The organism is Paenibacillus sp. RU5M, from assembly GCF_900221055.1.
GTDB lineage: Bacteria > Bacillota > Bacilli > Paenibacillales > Paenibacillaceae > Paenibacillus > Paenibacillus marchantiae.
Genome location: NZ_OBQM01000009.1, coordinates 135,509 through 152,828, shown reverse-complemented (window position 1 = coordinate 152,828; position 17,320 = coordinate 135,509). Strand labels below are relative to the sequence as shown.

20 protein-coding genes are annotated in these 17,320 nt (G+C 49.4%); 17 read left to right on the top strand and 3 right to left on the bottom strand.

The features are described 5' to 3' along the window. Positions 1–47: 47 nt before the first annotated feature. From CRO25_RS23755 to CRO25_RS23735, 5 genes are all read left to right on the top strand, one after another. The gene (locus CRO25_RS23755) at positions 48–965 is read left to right on the top strand and encodes an ABC transporter permease (RefSeq protein WP_179132249.1); all 918 of its coding nucleotides are present in this window, start codon (positions 48–50) and stop codon (positions 963–965) included. A 24-nt stretch (positions 966–989) separates the two neighbouring features. Beyond that, positions 990–1,538, top strand: a complete 549-nt coding sequence (gene ssuE / locus CRO25_RS23750) for an NADPH-dependent FMN reductase (RefSeq protein ID WP_079696641.1) — start codon at positions 990–992, stop codon at positions 1,536–1,538. A 67-nt stretch (positions 1,539–1,605) separates the two neighbouring features. Continuing rightward, positions 1,606–2,478 carry a LysR family transcriptional regulator gene (locus CRO25_RS23745; protein WP_063566647.1) on the top strand — a complete coding sequence of 291 codons (873 nt, stop codon included), beginning with the start codon at positions 1,606–1,608 and terminating at the stop codon, positions 2,476–2,478. 70 nt (positions 2,479–2,548) lie between these two features. Next, on the top strand, positions 2,549–3,610 hold the full coding sequence (locus tag CRO25_RS23740) for an LLM class flavin-dependent oxidoreductase (protein ID WP_072735454.1): 1,062 nt from the start codon (positions 2,549–2,551) through the stop codon (positions 3,608–3,610). Positions 3,611–3,706: 96 nt separating this feature from the next. Then, positions 3,707–4,933, top strand: coding sequence for an amidohydrolase (locus CRO25_RS23735; RefSeq protein ID WP_372829243.1), 1,227 nt, complete (start codon positions 3,707–3,709; stop codon positions 4,931–4,933). A 185-nt stretch (positions 4,934–5,118) separates the two neighbouring features. Here the strand turns inward: CRO25_RS23735 and CRO25_RS33510 are convergent, their stop codons facing one another. Further along, complete coding sequence (locus tag CRO25_RS33510) at positions 5,119–5,277, bottom strand: hypothetical protein (RefSeq protein ID WP_161490625.1); 159 nt, start codon at positions 5,275–5,277, stop codon at positions 5,119–5,121. Between CRO25_RS33510 and CRO25_RS33505 the strand changes: the two genes are divergently transcribed. From CRO25_RS33505 to folE2, 7 genes are read left to right on the top strand one after another with little or no spacing between them, the layout of a single operon-like run. After that, positions 5,262–5,432: a hypothetical protein gene (locus CRO25_RS33505; protein WP_176854759.1), complete on the top strand. Its 171-nt coding sequence runs from the start codon at positions 5,262–5,264 to the stop codon at positions 5,430–5,432. The two genes, CRO25_RS33510 and CRO25_RS33505, sit on opposite strands and share 16 nt — an antisense overlap. Before the next feature lie 42 nt (positions 5,433–5,474). After that, on the top strand, positions 5,475–6,671 hold the full coding sequence (locus tag CRO25_RS23725) for a GTP-binding protein (RefSeq protein ID WP_079696640.1): 1,197 nt from the start codon (positions 5,475–5,477) through the stop codon (positions 6,669–6,671). Between the two features lie 30 nt (positions 6,672–6,701). Further along, a complete protein-coding gene (gene rpsN / locus CRO25_RS23720) occupies positions 6,702–6,971 on the top strand; it encodes a 30S ribosomal protein S14 (RefSeq protein WP_079696639.1) in 270 nt (89 codons plus the stop codon). 5 nt (positions 6,972–6,976) lie between these two features. Further along, positions 6,977–8,113: an NAD(P)/FAD-dependent oxidoreductase gene (locus CRO25_RS23715; protein WP_079696638.1), complete on the top strand. Its 1,137-nt coding sequence runs from the start codon at positions 6,977–6,979 to the stop codon at positions 8,111–8,113. Next, positions 8,107–9,777 (top strand): nucleoside recognition domain-containing protein, encoded by a 1,671-nt coding sequence (locus CRO25_RS23710; protein WP_079696637.1) that lies wholly within the window; start codon positions 8,107–8,109, stop codon positions 9,775–9,777. Before CRO25_RS23715 ends, CRO25_RS23710 begins: the two co-directional genes overlap by 7 nt. A 27-nt stretch (positions 9,778–9,804) precedes the next feature. Continuing rightward, on the top strand, positions 9,805–10,137 hold the full coding sequence (locus CRO25_RS23705; protein WP_079696636.1) for a DUF3024 domain-containing protein: 333 nt from the start codon (positions 9,805–9,807) through the stop codon (positions 10,135–10,137). A gap of 45 nt (positions 10,138–10,182) precedes the next feature. Beyond that, positions 10,183–11,127, top strand: a complete 945-nt coding sequence (gene folE2 / locus CRO25_RS23700) for a GTP cyclohydrolase FolE2 (protein ID WP_079696635.1) — start codon at positions 10,183–10,185, stop codon at positions 11,125–11,127. Positions 11,128–11,264: 137 nt separating this feature from the next. Here the strand turns inward: folE2 and CRO25_RS23695 are convergent, their stop codons facing one another. Continuing rightward, a complete protein-coding gene (locus CRO25_RS23695) occupies positions 11,265–12,323 on the bottom strand; it encodes a helix-turn-helix transcriptional regulator (protein WP_063566656.1) in 1,059 nt (352 codons plus the stop codon). A 263-nt stretch (positions 12,324–12,586) separates the two neighbouring features. On the opposite strand from CRO25_RS23695, the gene modA reads away from it, so the two are divergent. Together modA and modB are read left to right on the top strand one after the other, a co-directional pair. Then, complete coding sequence (gene modA, locus CRO25_RS23690; RefSeq protein WP_063566657.1) at positions 12,587–13,459, top strand: molybdate ABC transporter substrate-binding protein; 873 nt, start codon at positions 12,587–12,589, stop codon at positions 13,457–13,459. Further along, on the top strand, positions 13,456–14,139 hold the full coding sequence (modB, locus tag CRO25_RS23685; protein ID WP_170867947.1) for a molybdate ABC transporter permease subunit: 684 nt from the start codon (positions 13,456–13,458) through the stop codon (positions 14,137–14,139). Before modA ends, modB begins: the two co-directional genes overlap by 4 nt. 143 nt (positions 14,140–14,282) lie before the next feature. On the opposite strand, the gene CRO25_RS23680 is transcribed toward modB, so the two are convergent. Further along, a complete protein-coding gene (locus CRO25_RS23680) occupies positions 14,283–14,819 on the bottom strand; it encodes a GNAT family N-acetyltransferase (protein WP_063566658.1) in 537 nt (178 codons plus the stop codon). Positions 14,820–15,084: 265 nt separating this feature from the next. On the opposite strand from CRO25_RS23680, the gene CRO25_RS23675 reads away from it, so the two are divergent. From CRO25_RS23675 to CRO25_RS23665, 3 genes are all read left to right on the top strand, one after another. Continuing rightward, positions 15,085–15,414, top strand: coding sequence for a hypothetical protein (locus tag CRO25_RS23675; RefSeq protein ID WP_063566659.1), 330 nt, complete (start codon positions 15,085–15,087; stop codon positions 15,412–15,414). Positions 15,415–15,708: 294 nt separating this feature from the next. After that, positions 15,709–16,548, top strand: coding sequence for a transporter substrate-binding domain-containing protein (locus CRO25_RS23670; RefSeq protein WP_063566660.1), 840 nt, complete (start codon positions 15,709–15,711; stop codon positions 16,546–16,548). 26 nt (positions 16,549–16,574) lie between these two features. Then, positions 16,575–17,318, top strand: coding sequence for an amino acid ABC transporter permease (locus CRO25_RS23665; RefSeq protein WP_063566661.1), 744 nt, complete (start codon positions 16,575–16,577; stop codon positions 17,316–17,318). Positions 17,319–17,320 lie beyond the last annotated feature (2 nt).

The window sequence follows — 17,320 nt, the reverse complement described above, 5'->3', positions numbered from 1 at the left end:
GGAACAGTCTGAAACATCTGAACGCGTAGTGAGGAAGGAGGAGTCTTATGAGCATGAAACCATTGGTGGGTGACGAAAAAGGTTGGACGGCCAGAACAGGGCGTTTACGCCTCTGGAGTCGCCGTCCCCTGCGTCAACGCGTCTCATTCACGGTATCCCGTTTATTCTTTTATGCAGCTTTGCTGGTCGTGGTGTTTACCGTCACTTGTGCAATCGTGCCGGGATGGATTGCACCTTATGATCCAACTCAGATGATGACGGATGCCATCCTGCAGGCTCCCTCTGCTACGCACCTGTTTGGGACCGATTATTTTGGCAGGGATATCTTCAGTGTGGTTGTGCATGGAAGCAGAGATTCACTGCTGATTGGATTTGCCTCGGTGCTGGTGGGTGGTCTTGTGGGCAGTGCTCTTGGCATTATTGCCGGCTATGCAGGAGGTGTTTTGGACACAATCACCATGCGTGCCGTCGATATTCTGATGGCTGTTCCAGGCGTGTTACTGGCATTATCCGTTGCGGCAGCGTTGGGACCTGGACTGCTTAACATTGCACTGGCTGTTGCGGTATCCTCCATTCCAGGATATGCACGGGTGATGCGTGGGCAGGTCATGTCCGTTAAAGGTTTGCCTTTTATTACAGCTACACGTTCACTTGGGGGCTCCAATGCCCGTATTTTCTGGAAGCATGTACTGCCTCATTCCTTATCACCGTTGCTGGTTATGGCGACGCTGGGCGTGGGCACCTCCATTCTGACAGGCTCCGGGCTCAGCTTTCTTGGACTTGGTGTGTTGAAGGAAATTCCGGATTGGGGAGCGTTGCTCTCGCAAGGGAGAGGTTATCTGACGGTTGCCTGGTGGATCTGTACCTTCCCGGGACTTGCAATTACCATGTTTGTGCTGGCGGTTAATCTGATTGGAGACGATATTCGCGATCGGTTGGACCCCAAAGTAAATGGAGCGGCTTGACCGCTATTCCAAGGAGGAATCATGATGTCACATGTCGTTATTATTGCCGGATCGCCTTCCAAACGTTCGCGTCTGACAGGCCTTACGGATTACAGCAGCAATAAATTAAAAGAGGCAGGCATTACCGTTGAGGTGATTCATGTAGCAGACCTGCCAGCGGAAGATCTAGTGCAGGCCAAGTTTGATAGCTCTTTCATTCGTGATGCGCTTGCTGTTGTCGAAGCCGCCGATGCAGTCATCGTGGCAACACCGGTATACAAAGCATCGTACTCAGGTGTGCTGAAGCTGTTCCTGGATCTGATCCCTCAGGACGGACTGCGGGGCAAGCTTGCTCTTCCATTAGTCATCGGCGGCTCGATTGCCCATCTGCTCGCCATCGATTATGCATTGAAGCCTGTTCTGGCAGCACTTGGTGGAAGACATATTCTCGGCGGAGTATACGCAGTTGATCAGGGAATTGATCGGCTTGATGACGGGAAATATGTGCTTTCGGCGGACATTAATACAAGATTGAATCGTTCCCTGGAAGAATTGATATTGACTCTGGAAAAGAATGGTATTACGATATCATAAAACCAAGTAAATTCATTGGATAAATAGATATAGATAACGTCTGCGGACGTGGATTCGGGGGGCGCTTATGAATATTGAGAACATTGAAGCATTTGTATACATCAATCATTACGGAAGCTTCAATAAGGCTGCCGAGGTACTCTTTTTGTCCCAACCTTCTGTCACCGCTCGTATTCAGTCCCTTGAACGTGAACTCGGCTGCAAATTGTTTGACCGTCTTGGCAAACAGATTGTGCTCACGGAAGAGGGGAGAAAGTTCCTTCCCTACGCCCAGCAGGTGCTGCAAGTGATTCAGAAGGGCAGACAGAAAATACAGCAACGCCGTACGACGCCCGATGCACTTCGACTCGGCAGTACGGTATCCGTATCTAACTATGTCATTCCCGACTTTCTGCCCAAAATCAAGGAAGCTTACCCTGAGGTGAACATCAAACTGACTACAGCGACGACGGACCAACTCGTCGCCAAGCTGCTGGGTCAGGAAATCGATCTTGCTTTTGTGCGGAAGGTCATGCATCCTGCGATCCGTACGGTTGCTTTTTATGAAGATCCAATCCAGTTATACGTGTACAAAGGCCATCCATTTATTGAACGCGGGCATGTCAGCATGGAGGCGATCAGGAATGAGCAGCTGGTCTTTTTTGAATGTGGTTCATTGGACTGGCTGCGCATTCACCGGGCCTTTGACTCGCTGGAGCACCCGCCGGATATTACATATCACGTTGATAATTCGGAAACGGCGAAGAAGCTGGTGAAGCAAGGAGCAGGTATTGCGTTTCTCCCAGGTCTGACAGTGCAAAAGGAAGTGCAGGATCAGGAGCTTTTTCCTATTCAGGTACATGAGGTTGCAGGTGTATCATTGCAGATCAGTGTCGTTACGTTAAAAGAAGAACATTCGCCTTTTGCAGAGCCTTTCGGGGAACTGCTGCGGCAGCTATAGAGACTTATTAACGGAAGTAAGAACGGATTTTAAAAAGTCAGGTTCGGCATGATCGAAGGAGGAGAATAGGATGGGTATTCGTGTTGGCATATTGGATCAAACCCCGATCTATGAAGGGGAGACGCCGATTGATGCTTTTCGGCATACGATTGAATTGGTACAGCGGGCTGAACAGCTTGGATTTCATCGTTTCTGGGTATCGGAACATCATGATTCAGGTCATGTTGCCGGCTCCTCACCGGAAGTGCTCATTTCCCACTTGCTGGCGCATACAGAGCGGATTCGTCTCGGTTCTGGCGGGGTGATGCTGCAACATTATAGTCCTTACAAAGTGGCCGAGAACTTCAATGTGCTTTCTGCGCTTGGTCCGGGGAGAATTGATCTGGGTATTGGACGTGCACCGGGAGGATTGCCCCGCTCCACGCAGGCACTACAGCAAGGGATTCAGGAGGCCGCTTCACTGAAAGAGAAAATCAATCAGGTGAAGCAGTTCATTCATAATGAACCGCATGAAGACGAAACACATCCTTTGGCCGGCTTGAGCGCTGCGCCGGTATCCGAAATCCCGGCCGAGCTATACGTGCTTGGAGCAAGTATCGATAGCGCAGGCATGGCGGCAGAATTGGGACTGCCTTATGTATTTTCATTGTTTATTAATAGCAATACGGAGGTTGCTCTGGAGGCTCTGCGAACTTATAGGGAACAATTCGACCGCTCACATGGACGGGAGCCATATGCCATCCTCGCTATATCATTGATTGTGGCGGAAAGTGCGGAAGAAGCCGAAGGACTGGCAAGTGAACACATGCTGGTCAAGATCCATCTGGAGAATGGCAAGGTATTGACGGTTGGTTCCGTGGAGCAGGCGGAAGAATTCGGACGGCAATCGAACGAGAAGTATCGGATCGAGATTCTGGAGCCAAGTGTGACGAGAGGTACGAAGGAAACGGTTGGTCCGACTCTGGCGAAGTTCCAGCAGGATTTTGCCGTGGATGAACTGATTGTTACCACAGCCACACGTGATTTTGCCAAGCGTATTCGTTCATTTGAACTGTTGCGTGAGGCGCTGGATGAGCAGGGACTGGGCGAATTTGCGCATGAGTCGACACCTGCGCAAGCGGTGATCGGTTAGGCATATACATGGTATAGAGCATACCTGTTGAAGTGACCCGTGTATTATATTAACCCATCTTACATGGCACATACGATGATAAAAGGAGGCAATGTCGTGAGTAGTGATCTGAAACAGCCTGAGCAACAGGCAGAGCAAGAAGAACAGAGCCGCAAGCATGAATTTTACGTTGGGCAGGATGAAGGATTTGCAGAGCACTTAACCGCGATTCGGCGACATTTGCATCGTAACCCCGAGCTATCCGGAGAGGAACGGGAAACGACAGAAGCTATTCGAGGCTGGTTGGTGGAGGAAGGGGTACGGATTGCAGATGAATATTCGCTGCGAACGGGCCTTATCGCTGAAATTGGGCAGGGCGATGGCCCGGTAGTGGCCTTACGCGCAGATATTGATGCCCTGCCGATCCAGGAAGAAACGAAGCTGGAGTATGCCTCGCAAATCGCTGGCCGAATGCACGCCTGCGGTCATGATGCACACACCGCCATTCTGATCGGTGCTGCACGATTGTTGAAACAGCGAGAGTCCCGGCTGCCGGGCAAGATTCGTTTGATTTTCCAGCCTTCGGAGGAGAAGGCGACGGGGGCACGGCAGGTTATTCAGAGCGGAGCGCTATCCGAAGTTCAGTCTATTTTTGGGTTGCATAACAAACCGGATCTGCAGGTCGGTACGGTAGGTATCCGTGAAGGAGCGCTGCTTGCAGCGGCAGATGGTTTTGTGGTTAAAGTGGAGGGTGTCGGAACCCATGCGGCAGTTCCGGAAGCGGGCATTGACCCGATTGTGGTGGCCTCTCATATTGTGACTGCATTACAGGCCATCGTGAGTCGTAATGTTGGAGCACAGGAGAGCGCCGTGATCAGTGTGACCAAAATTAACAGCGGCACCGCTTGGAACGTCATTCCCGAAGAAGCCATATTGGACGGCACCGTGCGTACCTTTGACGAGAAGGTGCGTGCCCGGATTCGCGAGCGTTTCAATCAGGTGGTTGCCGGTGTCGCAGCAGCCTATGGGACACGGGCTACCGTGCGCTGGATTCAGGGACCACCTGCCGTCGTCAATGATGCATCATTGGCTGCTGCGGCTGAGCAGGTCGCGAGCGAAGTTGGATTGAACAGTATCCGGCCGATACCTTCCCCGGCTGGCGAAGATTTTTCCTTTTACCAAAAGGAGGTTCCGGGACTGTTCCTCTTCCTCGGAACGTCAGGCCCACACGAATGGCATCATCCTGCATTCGATGTGGACGAACGGGCACTGCCACTTGGCGCACATCTTCTGGCAGCGCTGGCTGAAGATTCACTGCAGAAATTGCAGTCAAACGGCGAGTAACTGATAACTGCTAGTTAAATACGTGAATACGTAAGTACGTGAATAATGAATAAGATAATATGCTAATACAATAGCGAATGGACGTAAAAAACGGTGACCTCAATCAGGTGGCCGTTTTTTGCAGTTTCCGTATTTTTAATTTAGTAGTTGTGGTTCTCCATATTGTATGAACGAAGAGTGCGGGATCAATCTGACATCGGGCGCAGCAGACCACGGCTGATCAGCAGTGTAGTCATGCTGTTTGCTTCATACGTATTTGGAGCCACCACGACCTTTCTTCCGCTGTATATGGTATCGACCGTGAAGGAGAGCGGGGGTGTTTTTAACGATGACCTATTTGTCATATATGCTGCCTGCCGATTCCAGATATGAGACAACAACGATCGGAGGACGATCCGTGACCCAAGCGGCCACCTCGCGCGAGAAAAACAAAAATGATTTGACAACATGGTTCAACAGGATTATAGTCATTGTTGTTAATCGTAATAATTACTATTAAGGTCAGAGGTATATGGACCACAACCATAAGGAGTAGATACACATGACACAAAAGCAGGTTCCGGTAACTGTTCTTAGCGGTTACCTCGGTTCAGGTAAAACAACCGTTCTTAATCACGTACTGCACAATCGGCAGGGGCTCAAGGTCGCCGTCATCGTTAATGACATGAGTGAGGTCAACATCGATGCCGCTCTGGTGAAGGGTGAGGCGACGTTGTCGCGCACCGAAGAAAAGCTGGTGGAGCTGTCCAATGGCTGCATTTGCTGCACCTTGCGGGATGATCTGATGCAGGAGATTGAGAAGCTGGTGAACGAAGGCAGGTTTGATTATATCCTGATTGAATCGACAGGCATCAGTGAACCTGTGCCGGTAGCACAGACCTTTACATATGCAGACGAGGAGTCAGGTATTGATCTGACAAGTCTGGCGAAGCTGGATTGTCTGGTAACCGTCGTGGATGCCCATCGATTCTGGCATGATTTTGCCTCAGGGCAGAGTCTGCTGGATCGGAACCAGGCCACAGGTGAGGAAGATACCCGCGATGTTGTGGACCTGCTGATTGATCAGATAGAGACTTGTGATGTCCTGTTGCTGAACAAATGTGATCTGGTCGATGACGTGGAGCTGAACAAGCTTGAAGGTGTCATCCGCAAGCTTCAGCCTAAGGCCAAAATCATTCGGACTGTGAACGGACAGGTCAACCCGTCTGAAATTTTGAGTACAGGTCTCTTCGACTTCGAGAAAGCAAGCATGTCCGCCGGGTGGATTCAGGAGCTGGAGAAGGAATCCCATACACCGGAGACCGAGGAATACGGTATTGGCTCCTTCGTGTATCGTCGTCGAAAACCATTCCATCCTTCTCGTCTGGCTGAATTCATGAGCTACTGGCCGGAAGAAGTGGTGCGTGCCAAAGGGCTGGTCTGGCTCGCGGCTAAAGGGGATGTTGCTGCAAGTCTGAGTCAGGCGGGATCGTCGATTCAGTTTGGCCCTGCCGGACATTGGGTTGCGGCATTGCCGGAAGCTGATAAGGAAGAAATTTTGCGTGCGGAGCCAGATGTGCTGGAGAAGTGGGATGCGCAGTGGGGAGACCGTCAGACCGAGCTGGTCATGATCGGGATTGAAATGGAACGCGTCATCATTGAAGACGAACTTGACCAATGTCTGCTCAGTGATGAAGAAATGCAGGCCGATTGGGGGCATTTCGACAATCCTCTGCCTTGGCCAGTTGAAGTCGTATAAAAAATAAATTTATAAAAGGAGCTGTAAACCATGGCCAAAAAATCAAAAGTGGTACGTGAAAAACAACGTCAGGCAACCGTAGCCAAATATGCGGAGCTGCGCCGGGAACTGAAAGAAATAGGGGATTATGAAGCGCTGCAGAAACTGCCGCGCAATGCTTCCCCAACCCGATTGAAAAATCGCTGTGAACTGACAGGCCGTCCGAGAGGATATTTGCGCAAGTTCAAGGTATCGCGGATTGTGTTCCGTGAGCTGGCTCATCAAGGGCAAATTCCGGGCGTCACGAAGTCAAGCTGGTAAGACACATGCATGATCCATTTGATTATGATTGTGTAATTGTTGGAGGGGGGCCAGCGGGGATCGGCATGGCCTCTGTCCTGCAGGATCTGGGAATGCCTCGTTTTACCGTGCTGGAACGCAGTGAGGTGGGGGCAACTTTTCTGGCGTGGCCGGAGGAAATGCGTCTGATCACCCCTTCGTTCACAAGCAATGCCTATGGCATGATGGATCTGAACGCCCTGGCTTTGAATACGTCTCCGGCGTACACACTGGGAACAGAACACCCAACAGGCTTGGAGTATGCGAAGTATTTGCAGGTGGTGAGTCAGTTCAAGAAATTGCCTGTGCAAACGGGAGTAGATGTTTCGGAGGTTATTCCGGAGGAGAAAGGCTTCAGGGTCTTAACATCCAATGGACAACTGTGGACACGTTATGTCATCTGGGCAGCAGGTGAATTTCAATATCCGAGACTGGACCTGTTTCCTGGGGCTGAGTATGGTGTGCACAGCAGTTTATTTTCCAGCTGGACGGCGGTTCAAGGAGAAGAATGTGTCATCGTTGGTGGCTATGAGAGCGGTGTGGATGCAGCTATTCACCTGAGTAAACTGGGGAAAAACGTAACGGTAATCGACCGTAATGGACGAGGACTCGCCAAGGGCAGCAGTGATCCAAGTGTGGAACTAAGCCCCTATACGAAGGATCGCCTGCGCGCGGCGATGATGGATATGCGAATACACATGATGCAAGGTTATGAGGTCAAGTGGATTGAACCGGATGAACCGGGCGGTTATGTTCTCTATTGCGAGAACGATTCCGGAGAGTCCCGATTGCTTAAGACGGGTCAGGCTCCTATTCTGGCGACCGGGTTCCGCAGCAGTTTGCACCTGATTGAGAATCTCGTCGAGCGCAACAAGGAAGGTCAGCTGCAATTGGGAGCGGCGGATGAATCGACGATTGCCCCCGGACTGTTCATTACTGGACCACAGGTCATGCATGGTCAACTCCAATTTTGCTTCATTTATAAATTCAGACAGCGCTTTGCGGTTGTGGCTCAGGCCATGGGTGAGAGGCTCGGGCTGGATCTGGCTCCGCTGGAAACCTATCGCAAAGAAGGCATGTTCCTTGATGATCTGTCCTGCTGCGGTGAAGACTGCACATGCTGAATTCGGTTGTGGAGCAACCCGAAGAACTTCGTAAAGTGGTGCTGGTTGGCTTCGAATCCGCGGGCAAATCGGCTCTGTTTCGGGGACTTACGGGCAGAGATACAGGCGAGGAATCCAATGTGCGGGGCTCCACGGTGACCGTCCGCAGGGCGGAGTTGCTTGAGCACCAGCTTGAACTACTCGATACACCTGGAATCCGGATGAAGGATGACAGTGTCACGACCATGCTGACGTTAAATCAGCTCGCAGCTGGTGACACAGTAATCTTGGTCATCCGCGGCACGGATGTGGTGCAGGAACTGCCTTTACTGCTCGGTATGCTGGATGTCACAGACAAAAATGCTGTATTGGTACTTACGTTTGCCGACAAATGTGGTCCCGGATTATCGGCTCAGGTTAACTATTACCGTAAAGGTCTGGGCATTTCCGTTCTGCCGCTCAATACAAGGGAAATGGATGGAAACACCCAAGACCTGATATGCCGGGCGATTGTTGCCGCCAGACCCATGAAGAGGCATCCGGAGCTCGCATCACCTCCTGAATCGCCTGTGGACGAACCGCAGACAACGATGTTTGAGCATACGGTTTGGGGACGTTTTGTGGCTTTGGCTGCATTGGTATTATTATTTGCAGCACCAGTGTATGTGGCCTATCTGTTCTCCGGCTGGATACAACCGCTCGCAGATGCCTGGATTCTTGAACCGCTCCATCGCATTACTGCGGGATTATGGAGCCCGCTGCAGGCGATAATGCTCGGAGATTACGGCATGATTAGTCTGGGCTTGTATTCGTTTATATGGGCATTTCCGGTCGTATTCCTGATTGGGTTCAGTGTGGCGGCGACGGAGGAAAGCGGACTGAAAGACCGGATTACCGACTCGCTGGATGGGTGGATGCGCAAAATCGGCATGAACGGCAAGGATCTGATTCCGGTCCTCAGTGGTTTTGGGTGCAATGTCGTGGCTGTGTTCCAGAGTCGTACCTGCAGCTCCTGTACACGAAAGGCCTGTGTTTCATTGATTTCCTTCGGTTCTGCTTGCAGCTACCAGATAGGAGCTTCTCTATCCATATTCAGTTCCGGCGGCAAGCCGTGGCTGTTCTTTCCTTATATGCTTGTACTGGTACTTGCGGGTGCAATTCATACACGTCTGTGGAATCGAAATCGGCTGGATGACACGCTCCCGTTACATGCTAACCGGACCTTTCTGCAAAAGCCATCATGGCGCTCTATTAGCTGGCGCGTTCGGTCTGTCATGAAGCAGTTTCTCGTGCAGGCGATGCCTATTTTCATCGGTATTTGTGTGGTGGCTACGTTGCTGGAGCAGACGGGGGTACTGTCTGCCCTGACTGGCGCGTTGACGCCGATACTTGCGATCTTTCATCTGCCGGGCGATGCCGCAGGCGGCATTCTGTTTTCCATTTTGCGAAAAGACGGATTGTTGGTGCTGAATCAGGATCAGGGTTCCTTCGTTGAAGACTTGAGCGGCGGGCAGCTGTTTATTCTTGTGTACCTGGCTTCCACGTTAACGGCATGTCTGGTGACGATGTGGACCATTCGCAAGGAGTTGGGAGCAGTCTTTGCCATGCAACGGGCAGGCAAACAGCTCGTAACGTCACTAGGCAGTGCATTTGTACTGGCATGGCTATGGAACTGGATTGCATAACGATGTTGATGAAAGGGTGTGATCTCCATGCTGGACTCGTTTACCATTCGGAGAATTCAATCGGTGATGAACGGTTATATCCATGAGAAGGTCCCGGCACCACTGCGCACCATGGTGAAATTAACGTATGAGATGAATGACAATGAACTGATTTTGACCGAAGAAAGGCCCGCTGAAGAACGATATCAATGGGAAAAACTGCATATTGCCCGATTTTACTGGGAAGAGAATCAGTGGAAGGTATATGCCAAAGACGGACACAGTAGCTGGAATGTGGTAGACGTTATTGAGCCTTGTCCTGATTTTGAAGATCTGCTAGAGCAGGTTGAGCGGGACGAAGCGGGTCTGTTCTGGCGCTGAATGCGCGGTTTTTAACGCAAATATGTGCTGGAGGGAGGATTTGTAATGCAAAAGGTACAACAGAATAACAGGATTAGCCGAGTAGTGAACGATTCTTTTATCATACCGGATAAAGCTGAGCGCTTGCGGTTATTCGGCTCCGTTGATCCCATACAGGGAGATAAGCCTGTATGGAAAGAAGAGATGCAAGATTTGCAGAATAGCAAAAATGATTTTCTATTTGAGCTGCAGCAAGTCGGTATTGATCAGGTGAAGTATCCTTTGGATGTCATTTCGGCCAAAGATCCCGTTCGATTGTCCAGCATCGGAACGTTCCGGCTGACGACTTCGCTGGATCGCGAATCGAAAGGCATTAACATGAGCCGCTTGATGGAGCAGCTTCAGCACAGTCGCGGTGAAGGGTTAAGTGACCGGATTCCGGATCTCGTTGCGCTGACGCAGCAGATGGCCGAACAGATGAATCAGGCGAAGGCAGAGCTGAAAGTGACCTATCCCTGGTTCTACGAACGAACCGCCCCCGTAACCGGTTTGTCTGGACTAAATCATTCTTTGGCTACGGTTCATGTCATCTGGGAAGCTGGAAAATCTCCTGTTCTGAGAACAGGTTTACATATACAGGTCACGACGTTATGCCCATGTTCAAAGGAGATCAGCGAATTTAGCGCGCACAACCAGCGGGGGTTATTGCGTATCCAGGTCCAAGCCAACCCGGGAGAAGCGCTGCCGGGCTATTGGAAGGAAGAGCTGTTGAATGTGGCGGAATCCAATGCAAGTAGCTGTCTTTACCCCATACTCAAAAGGCCTGATGAGAAACGGGTCACGGAACGTGCATATGAGAACCCGCGATTTGTGGGAGATATCGTCAGGCTGGTGGCGGCAGATCTGTATGAGAAGCACTGGGTAAATAAATTTAAGGTAGACTGCAAAAATGAAGAGTCCATTCATCAACATGATGCCGTAGCTCGTATCGTATATGACAAGTCGAGATAACGATAGTGTGAGGGATAAGGAATTCATTTATATCACTTTACAATATGAAGAGAAAACAGAAGAACCACCGTCAGAGCTTCAGCGGCGGTTCTTCTGTTTTTTTTAGTGATCCTATGAGCAATCCAAGTGCCATTGCACTAGACTTCATACAAAATTTCACCCGTTCGGGATACATCATATCCCTCAAATGATTGCAGTTCCTGCCTGAATGCCGGTGATTGCAGAATGCGCAGTACCGATTCGATCCACGCTTCGTTCCCTTGTTTCTTCAGCATGACCAGATCGTAACGTTCCTGAACAAGTGGAATAAAATCAACCTGACCGACAAGTCGTGCAGCCTTCTCGCTGCCGATCCCTACATCGGCTTCACCGGAACTGACCTTGGCAGCTACACCCATGTGACTGGTTTCTTCCACGTCATACCCAATCAGCTGGGAAGCAGGGATACCATGCAGACGCAATTGTTCATCCAGTAATACACGTGCACCCGACCCTTTCTCCCGGTTAGCCAATCGCAGCTCAGGCTGCTTCAGATCTGTCCAGTTTTGCAAGCCCCGCGGGTTACCTCGTTGCACATACAGCCCGGCAGGCCGTGTTAGCAGATTCACGACGACATATGACCAGCCAATCAGGATTTTGCGAATGTAGGGCAGATTATATTCTCCTGTATCTCCATCCAGCAGATGGGTACTGACCAGATCGGATTCCCCACGGTACATGGAGATCAAGCCGTCGAGACTGCCCATGAACGAACGCAGTGGACGAATATCCCGTGTGTGCTTTTCCATATATCGCATGAGAATATCGAGGCTGACATCCTGTCCTGTAATGACCAGATGACGGGCCGAATGCGCTGTCGAAGGGTTGCTCGTCATGGAGCTTGAAGCTGCGAATGTCCCTCTGGATAGAGGTGAAGCACTTGTAGCGGAATGAACAGCATGATTGGTCGGATCACTTCCCGTCCCGGAATAAGACTCAGAAGGGGGAACTGAATCCACAGCGGCCCGGTGCGTTGGCGATTGAAGCTGCTTGGAGCGCTGTTTATAAGCCTCCAGATCGGTGGCGTCAACACGCATTTGTTTGCCGACGCGATAAGCGACGAGGTCTCCCTTTTTAATCAGATCGTAGACCGTTAGTTTGGATATTTTGAGTAGCTTGGATATTTCTTCGGTGGTATAGGATTGCTCCTCCGTCATCAGTGAAGATCCTCCTTCAAGGTGCAGATCATATAACGTTTCGTTTCATCAACGCTCATCGTCCCGGATAAACGCTGGGGTCTCTTGTACTATACCATTAACAGCCAAAGGGGATAAACTCGCCCATCACAATTCAGCTATCGATGGCTTGCCCATCAACAGACACGTCAAAGACTACCTTCCTATTTCAATGATCTTATGTATAATGAAATATAATTAATTATATCTAGTTATAACTAAACATAACATCGGGGGAGAAGTAGATGAAAAAGAGTATTGGATATGTGTTGGGGAGTATGTCACTTGGAATGGCTCTCGTATTGGCCGGTTGTGGTGCAAGCACAGACAGTAAAGATACATCCACAGCAATGGAACAAACGGGTACAACACCAGCGACATCAGGTGAGAGTTCAACGGCTGGGGCAACAGATCCTCAGGAAAAGGTGGAGCTAACGATCTCAGCGGCAGCCAGTCTCACGGATGCCATGAAGGAAATTGAAACGAACTTTGAAGCCGCGAATCCCAATGTGGAGCTTAACTTCAACTTTGGTGCATCCGGTGCATTACAACAGCAAATTGAACAAGGCGCGCCAGCAGATGTTTTTGTATCGGCTGCGACCAAAAATATGAACGCGCTCGTGGATGAGAAGCTGATTGCATCCGGTGATCAGAAGAATTTGCTCCAAAATTCATTGGTAGCCATCATTCCAGCGGATCGTTCAGATACCGTAACAAGCGAAAAGGATCTGACGGCTGATTCTATCAAGACCGTAGCGATTGGTATACCGGAAAGTGTGCCTGCAGGAACCTATGCGAAGGAAGCACTGACCAATGCCAAACTGTGGGATCAGTTGGAAGGTAAGCTTGTACAGGGCAAGGATGTCAGACAGGTTCTGCAATATGTAGAAACAGGCAATGCGGATGCGGGGTTTGTGTACAAAACGGATGCACTCACTTCTGATCAGGTGAAAATTGCTTTTGAAGTGGACAAGAACAGCTATACACCAGCCAATTATCCAGTAGGGATTATTGAAGGTACGAAGCACCGGACAGAAGCAGAACAATTCTACACGTATTTGCAAACGCCTGAAGTGCTTGATGTATTTGCTAAATACGGGTTCTCCATTCCGAAATGAATGTGAGCGCAATAGACTGGGCGGTATTCTGGCCACCGGTTCGTCTTTCTCTTCAAGTTGCGTTGCTGTCCAGTGTGATCGCAGCAGTGTTTGGCATCGCTGTGGCCTGGAAGATGTCGCGTACCTCGTTCCGTGGCAAAATTTTTCTGGAAACGGCATTTATGCTTCCGCTTGTGCTTCCGCCGACCGTGGTCGGATTCATCTTACTCGTGTTACTGGGGCGTAAGAGCCTGCTCGGACAGTGGATTGAAGCCATCTTTTCCGCACCTGTCATTTTCTCCTGGTGGGCTGCCGTGATTGCCTCGGTGGTGGTGGCTTTCCCATTGGTATATCAGACGATGAAATCCGGCTTTAGCGGGATTGATAAGGATCTGGAAGATGCAGGCCGCTCCATCGGAGCGAATGAATGGCAGGTATTTCGTTATATCTCACTTCCGCTTGCAGGGAGAGCGTTGATGACAGCGTTCATCCTGGGTTTCGCTCGTGCACTGGGGGAATTCGGCGCCACACTCATGATCGCAGGTAATATTCCGGGCAAAACGCAAACCGTACCCACTGCGATCTATGTTGCTGTGGATTCGGGCAATCAGACAATGGCCTGGATGTGGACCGGCTCTATTATTATCATTTCGTTTATCATGCTGCTCTTAACCAGACAGCCGCGCGACGGGAAGGCATAATGTGGGCTATATAAAATGAAAGCGATAAGGATTAGCATTCAAAAACCCGCTCAAGGAATCTTTCCTCGGAGCGGGTTTTCATTTACACAGGCCGCGTATATCGTATATCATGTATGTTTACGTTCATCCAAGCCGCTATTTGTTCAGCCTGTCTGAACAGAAGGCGTCTTATAACGGGAAGGATCGAGTGTTTTGACCATAAATACAATCTCTTCCTGCCGTTCAGGTGTCTGTACTGTTTTGTGATGAAAGGGTTCATATCCCCGCCGTTCATACATGGGAGCAAGCCAGGGATGGCGGGTCGCCGTTGCCAGAAATACGGCAGGAGCATCAAGCTTCTGTAGAATGATATGTTGCTCAACCCAATCCAATAGTTTAGAGCCATAGCCCTGGCTTTTATGGGCCGGACTTACCGCGAACCAGCGGATGAAAGGATAGGGGCTGATGGCTTGCCGCTGTACATCTTCGGCTCGATCAAGGGTAACCGTGGCAATGATTTCTCCGGCTTTTTCAAGAATATAGCATTCATGCTGTACAATATTATTCTGTATAACTTCCAGTGTAGCGTGTCCGGCTGGAAAAGGAATGTTCAGGGCCCGAATCGTTTCATAGGCATCAACGGTAACAGCCTGCAATTGTTCGGCATCTTCAAGTGTTGCCAATCGGTATTGTTCGGTCATGGTCGATCAATCCCTTCTATGAAAATTAACTATTCCAACCTGTTAAGTTGGTTTAATATTTTGGTGTTATTTTATCATGAAATTCATGGTTGGAATATAATTCTCGAATCAGATCTGTCTATAAGCCCATCGAAAGCTTCTATATGTAAAAATGACAAAACTTTTTCCAATTTTACTCGTTTCAGGACTCGCCTAAACCATGCTCTATCCTGTAAAATAGAACTAACTGATTCCAGCCAAGAACTGAAATAAGGAGAGACGACTAATGAATACGAAACCTGATTGCGGTATATCGTTGCAAATCGACGACTATCTGGATCTTTTGCATTTTGCCATCCAAATCGAGGATCAGGAATGGCAGCAGTCCCTTATCCACCAGCTCAAAATATTTCAGCCGGAAGCGGAGCAGCGCACACCTGAAGAAGAATTATGGATGAGATTTGATTATATCAACAGTAAACTAACAGGTCTCTGCCACCAGATTCACGCGGCCCATTCAACGGATGAACGCAAGAAGTTTGAAGAACGAATCGGACTCTTGCAACTGCAGCGTATAGAAGTAGCTCGTAAAATTAAATGGGCTAGTCGCAGATAGATGCGTATTTGAATTTAATATGATCTGCAATTGAAGAAGCGATCCCCAGCCTGGTTGGGGGATCGCTTCTTTTGGTTTACTTTTGGATCAGGGAACGGGTGAAGCATAGAGAAGTTCTATAACGTTATCAGGATGTCCTATTAACATATATATTGCCTAGGTATGACATACGATGCTATTCTTTGTTCAACCTAATTCCGACTATACAAGTGTGAATGGTTAGTTAAATCAAAGATGAGGAATGGGAGTACACATCATATTGGCTGAAATAACAGCCTGTGGAGGAGATCGGGAATGGTTAATCAATGGGGGATTCAGAAATTCCGGACAGCATTGCTGTTCATTACTATGTTGGTGGTACTGGCAGGTTGCAGTTCAGGCAATGCATCGAATGAATCGGATTCCGCATCTGCGTCCGGTCAAGATAAAGTGAAGAAGATCATTGTGGGTACAGGTACTCAATTCCCGAATGTTTGCTTTATTGATGAGAATGGCAAGCTGACGGGGTACGATGTAGAACTGATCCGCGAGATTGATAAACGATTGCCTGAATATGAATTCGAGTTCAGTACAATGGAATTTAAAAACCTGCTGCTTAGTCTTGAAACGAAGAAAATAGACCTGATCGCTCACCAAATGGAAGTGAATGAAGAGAGACAGGCCAAGTTCCTTTTTAATGACGAGGCATATAACATTTTCCCTAATAAAATCGTTGTAAGCGAGAAAAACCAGGATGTAAAATCCATCGAGGATCTGAAAGGTAAAAAACTGATTGTTGGCGCTACGAGTAATGCGGCTGTACTGGCTGAGAAATGGAATGCAGCGAATGGAAATGCCATCGACATTGTGTATTCCGGAGCAGGAGAAGATACGAATACCCAGATCAAAACAGGCCGGGTGGATGCAACCATCAGCACGCAGTTTGCCATCGATTATCAAAATAAAGTGGTGGATGCACAGTTAAAGACTGTGGGAGAGGCTCTGTCCAACTCCAAAGTGTATTTCATTCTGAACAAGGATGAGGAAGAACTCAAAACAAAAATTGATGAAGCGCTCAAATCAATCAAGGAAGATGGAACATTGAGCAAATTGAGCACAGAGTGGCTGGGAGCCGACTACACGGTTGAGGAATAGTTCGTTGAGAAAGGTGAGCGACGGTTATGGGTAAATCATTCGATCTGTCATTGGTTCTGGATTTCGTCCCTGAACTGCTGCGATATTTGCATATTACACTGATTGTACTGGGCGGTTCCATTGTGTTCGGTTTGGTGGGCGGTGTACTTCTGGCGGTTCCGAGGTTATACCGGATTCCGGTGCTGAGCCAGCTCGCCACCCTGTACGTCTCTTTCATGCGGGGCACACCGATTCTCATCAAGTTGTTTCTGGTCTACTACGGATTACCTGAATTGCTCAAGCCTATAGGAGTCGATCTGTCCAGGACCGATCCGCTGGTATTTGTCATCGTGACTTATGCGTTAAGTGATGCAGCGTCCTTTGCGGAAATCTTTCGCGGAGCTGTACGCAGTGTGGACAAGGGTCAGACGGAAGCGGCTTATGCTGCGGGCTTGACCACGTTTCAGTCGTTTCGGCGCATTGTGGTTCCGCAGGCGCTCATCGTTGCTTTTCCAAATATGGCGAATACGTTGATTGGTTCGTTAAAGGATACGTCACTTGCTTTCTCGATTGGGGTCATGGACATGGTGGGCAGGGGGCAAACGCTGATCTCGGCTACATCGCATGCACTTGAAGTGTATATCAGTCTGTCGATTGTTTACTATGTTATCGTGCTTGTACTTGAAAAAGGGTTTGCTATCGCAGAGCGCAGACTCCAGCGTCACGAACGTAAGAAAGAAGTCCCTGGGCCAGTGGTTAGAGCTGAACGCCTGAAACGAATAGCGGGGTGAGC

Bases quoted from the DNA above. Each gene is read 5' to 3' on its own strand.
- CRO25_RS23755 (WP_179132249.1), top strand. From the start codon at position 48: ATGAGCATGAAACCATTGGTGGGTGACGAAAAAGGTTGGACGGCCAGA.
- ssuE (WP_079696641.1), top strand. From the start codon at position 990: ATGTCACATGTCGTTATTATTGCCGGATCGCCTTCCAAACGTTCGCGT.
- CRO25_RS23745 (WP_063566647.1), top strand. From the start codon at position 1,606: ATGAATATTGAGAACATTGAAGCATTTGTATACATCAATCATTACGGA.
- CRO25_RS23740 (WP_072735454.1), top strand. From the start codon at position 2,549: ATGGGTATTCGTGTTGGCATATTGGATCAAACCCCGATCTATGAAGGG.
- CRO25_RS33505 (WP_176854759.1), top strand. From the start codon at position 5,262: ATGACCTATTTGTCATATATGCTGCCTGCCGATTCCAGATATGAGACA.
- CRO25_RS33510 (WP_161490625.1), bottom strand. From the start codon at position 5,277: ATGACAAATAGGTCATCGTTAAAAACACCCCCGCTCTCCTTCACGGTC.
- CRO25_RS23725 (WP_079696640.1), top strand. From the start codon at position 5,475: ATGACACAAAAGCAGGTTCCGGTAACTGTTCTTAGCGGTTACCTCGGT.
- rpsN (WP_079696639.1), top strand. From the start codon at position 6,702: ATGGCCAAAAAATCAAAAGTGGTACGTGAAAAACAACGTCAGGCAACC.
- CRO25_RS23715 (WP_079696638.1), top strand. From the start codon at position 6,977: ATGCATGATCCATTTGATTATGATTGTGTAATTGTTGGAGGGGGGCCA.
- CRO25_RS23710 (WP_079696637.1), top strand. From the start codon at position 8,107: ATGCTGAATTCGGTTGTGGAGCAACCCGAAGAACTTCGTAAAGTGGTG.
- CRO25_RS23705 (WP_079696636.1), top strand. From the start codon at position 9,805: ATGCTGGACTCGTTTACCATTCGGAGAATTCAATCGGTGATGAACGGT.
- folE2 (WP_079696635.1), top strand. From the start codon at position 10,183: ATGCAAAAGGTACAACAGAATAACAGGATTAGCCGAGTAGTGAACGAT.
- CRO25_RS23695 (WP_063566656.1), bottom strand. From the start codon at position 12,323: ATGACGGAGGAGCAATCCTATACCACCGAAGAAATATCCAAGCTACTC.
- modA (WP_063566657.1), top strand. From the start codon at position 12,587: ATGAAAAAGAGTATTGGATATGTGTTGGGGAGTATGTCACTTGGAATG.
- modB (WP_170867947.1), top strand. From the start codon at position 13,456: ATGAATGTGAGCGCAATAGACTGGGCGGTATTCTGGCCACCGGTTCGT.
- CRO25_RS23680 (WP_063566658.1), bottom strand. From the start codon at position 14,819: ATGACCGAACAATACCGATTGGCAACACTTGAAGATGCCGAACAATTG.
- CRO25_RS23675 (WP_063566659.1), top strand. From the start codon at position 15,085: ATGAATACGAAACCTGATTGCGGTATATCGTTGCAAATCGACGACTAT.
- CRO25_RS23670 (WP_063566660.1), top strand. From the start codon at position 15,709: ATGGTTAATCAATGGGGGATTCAGAAATTCCGGACAGCATTGCTGTTC.
- CRO25_RS23665 (WP_063566661.1), top strand. From the start codon at position 16,575: ATGGGTAAATCATTCGATCTGTCATTGGTTCTGGATTTCGTCCCTGAA.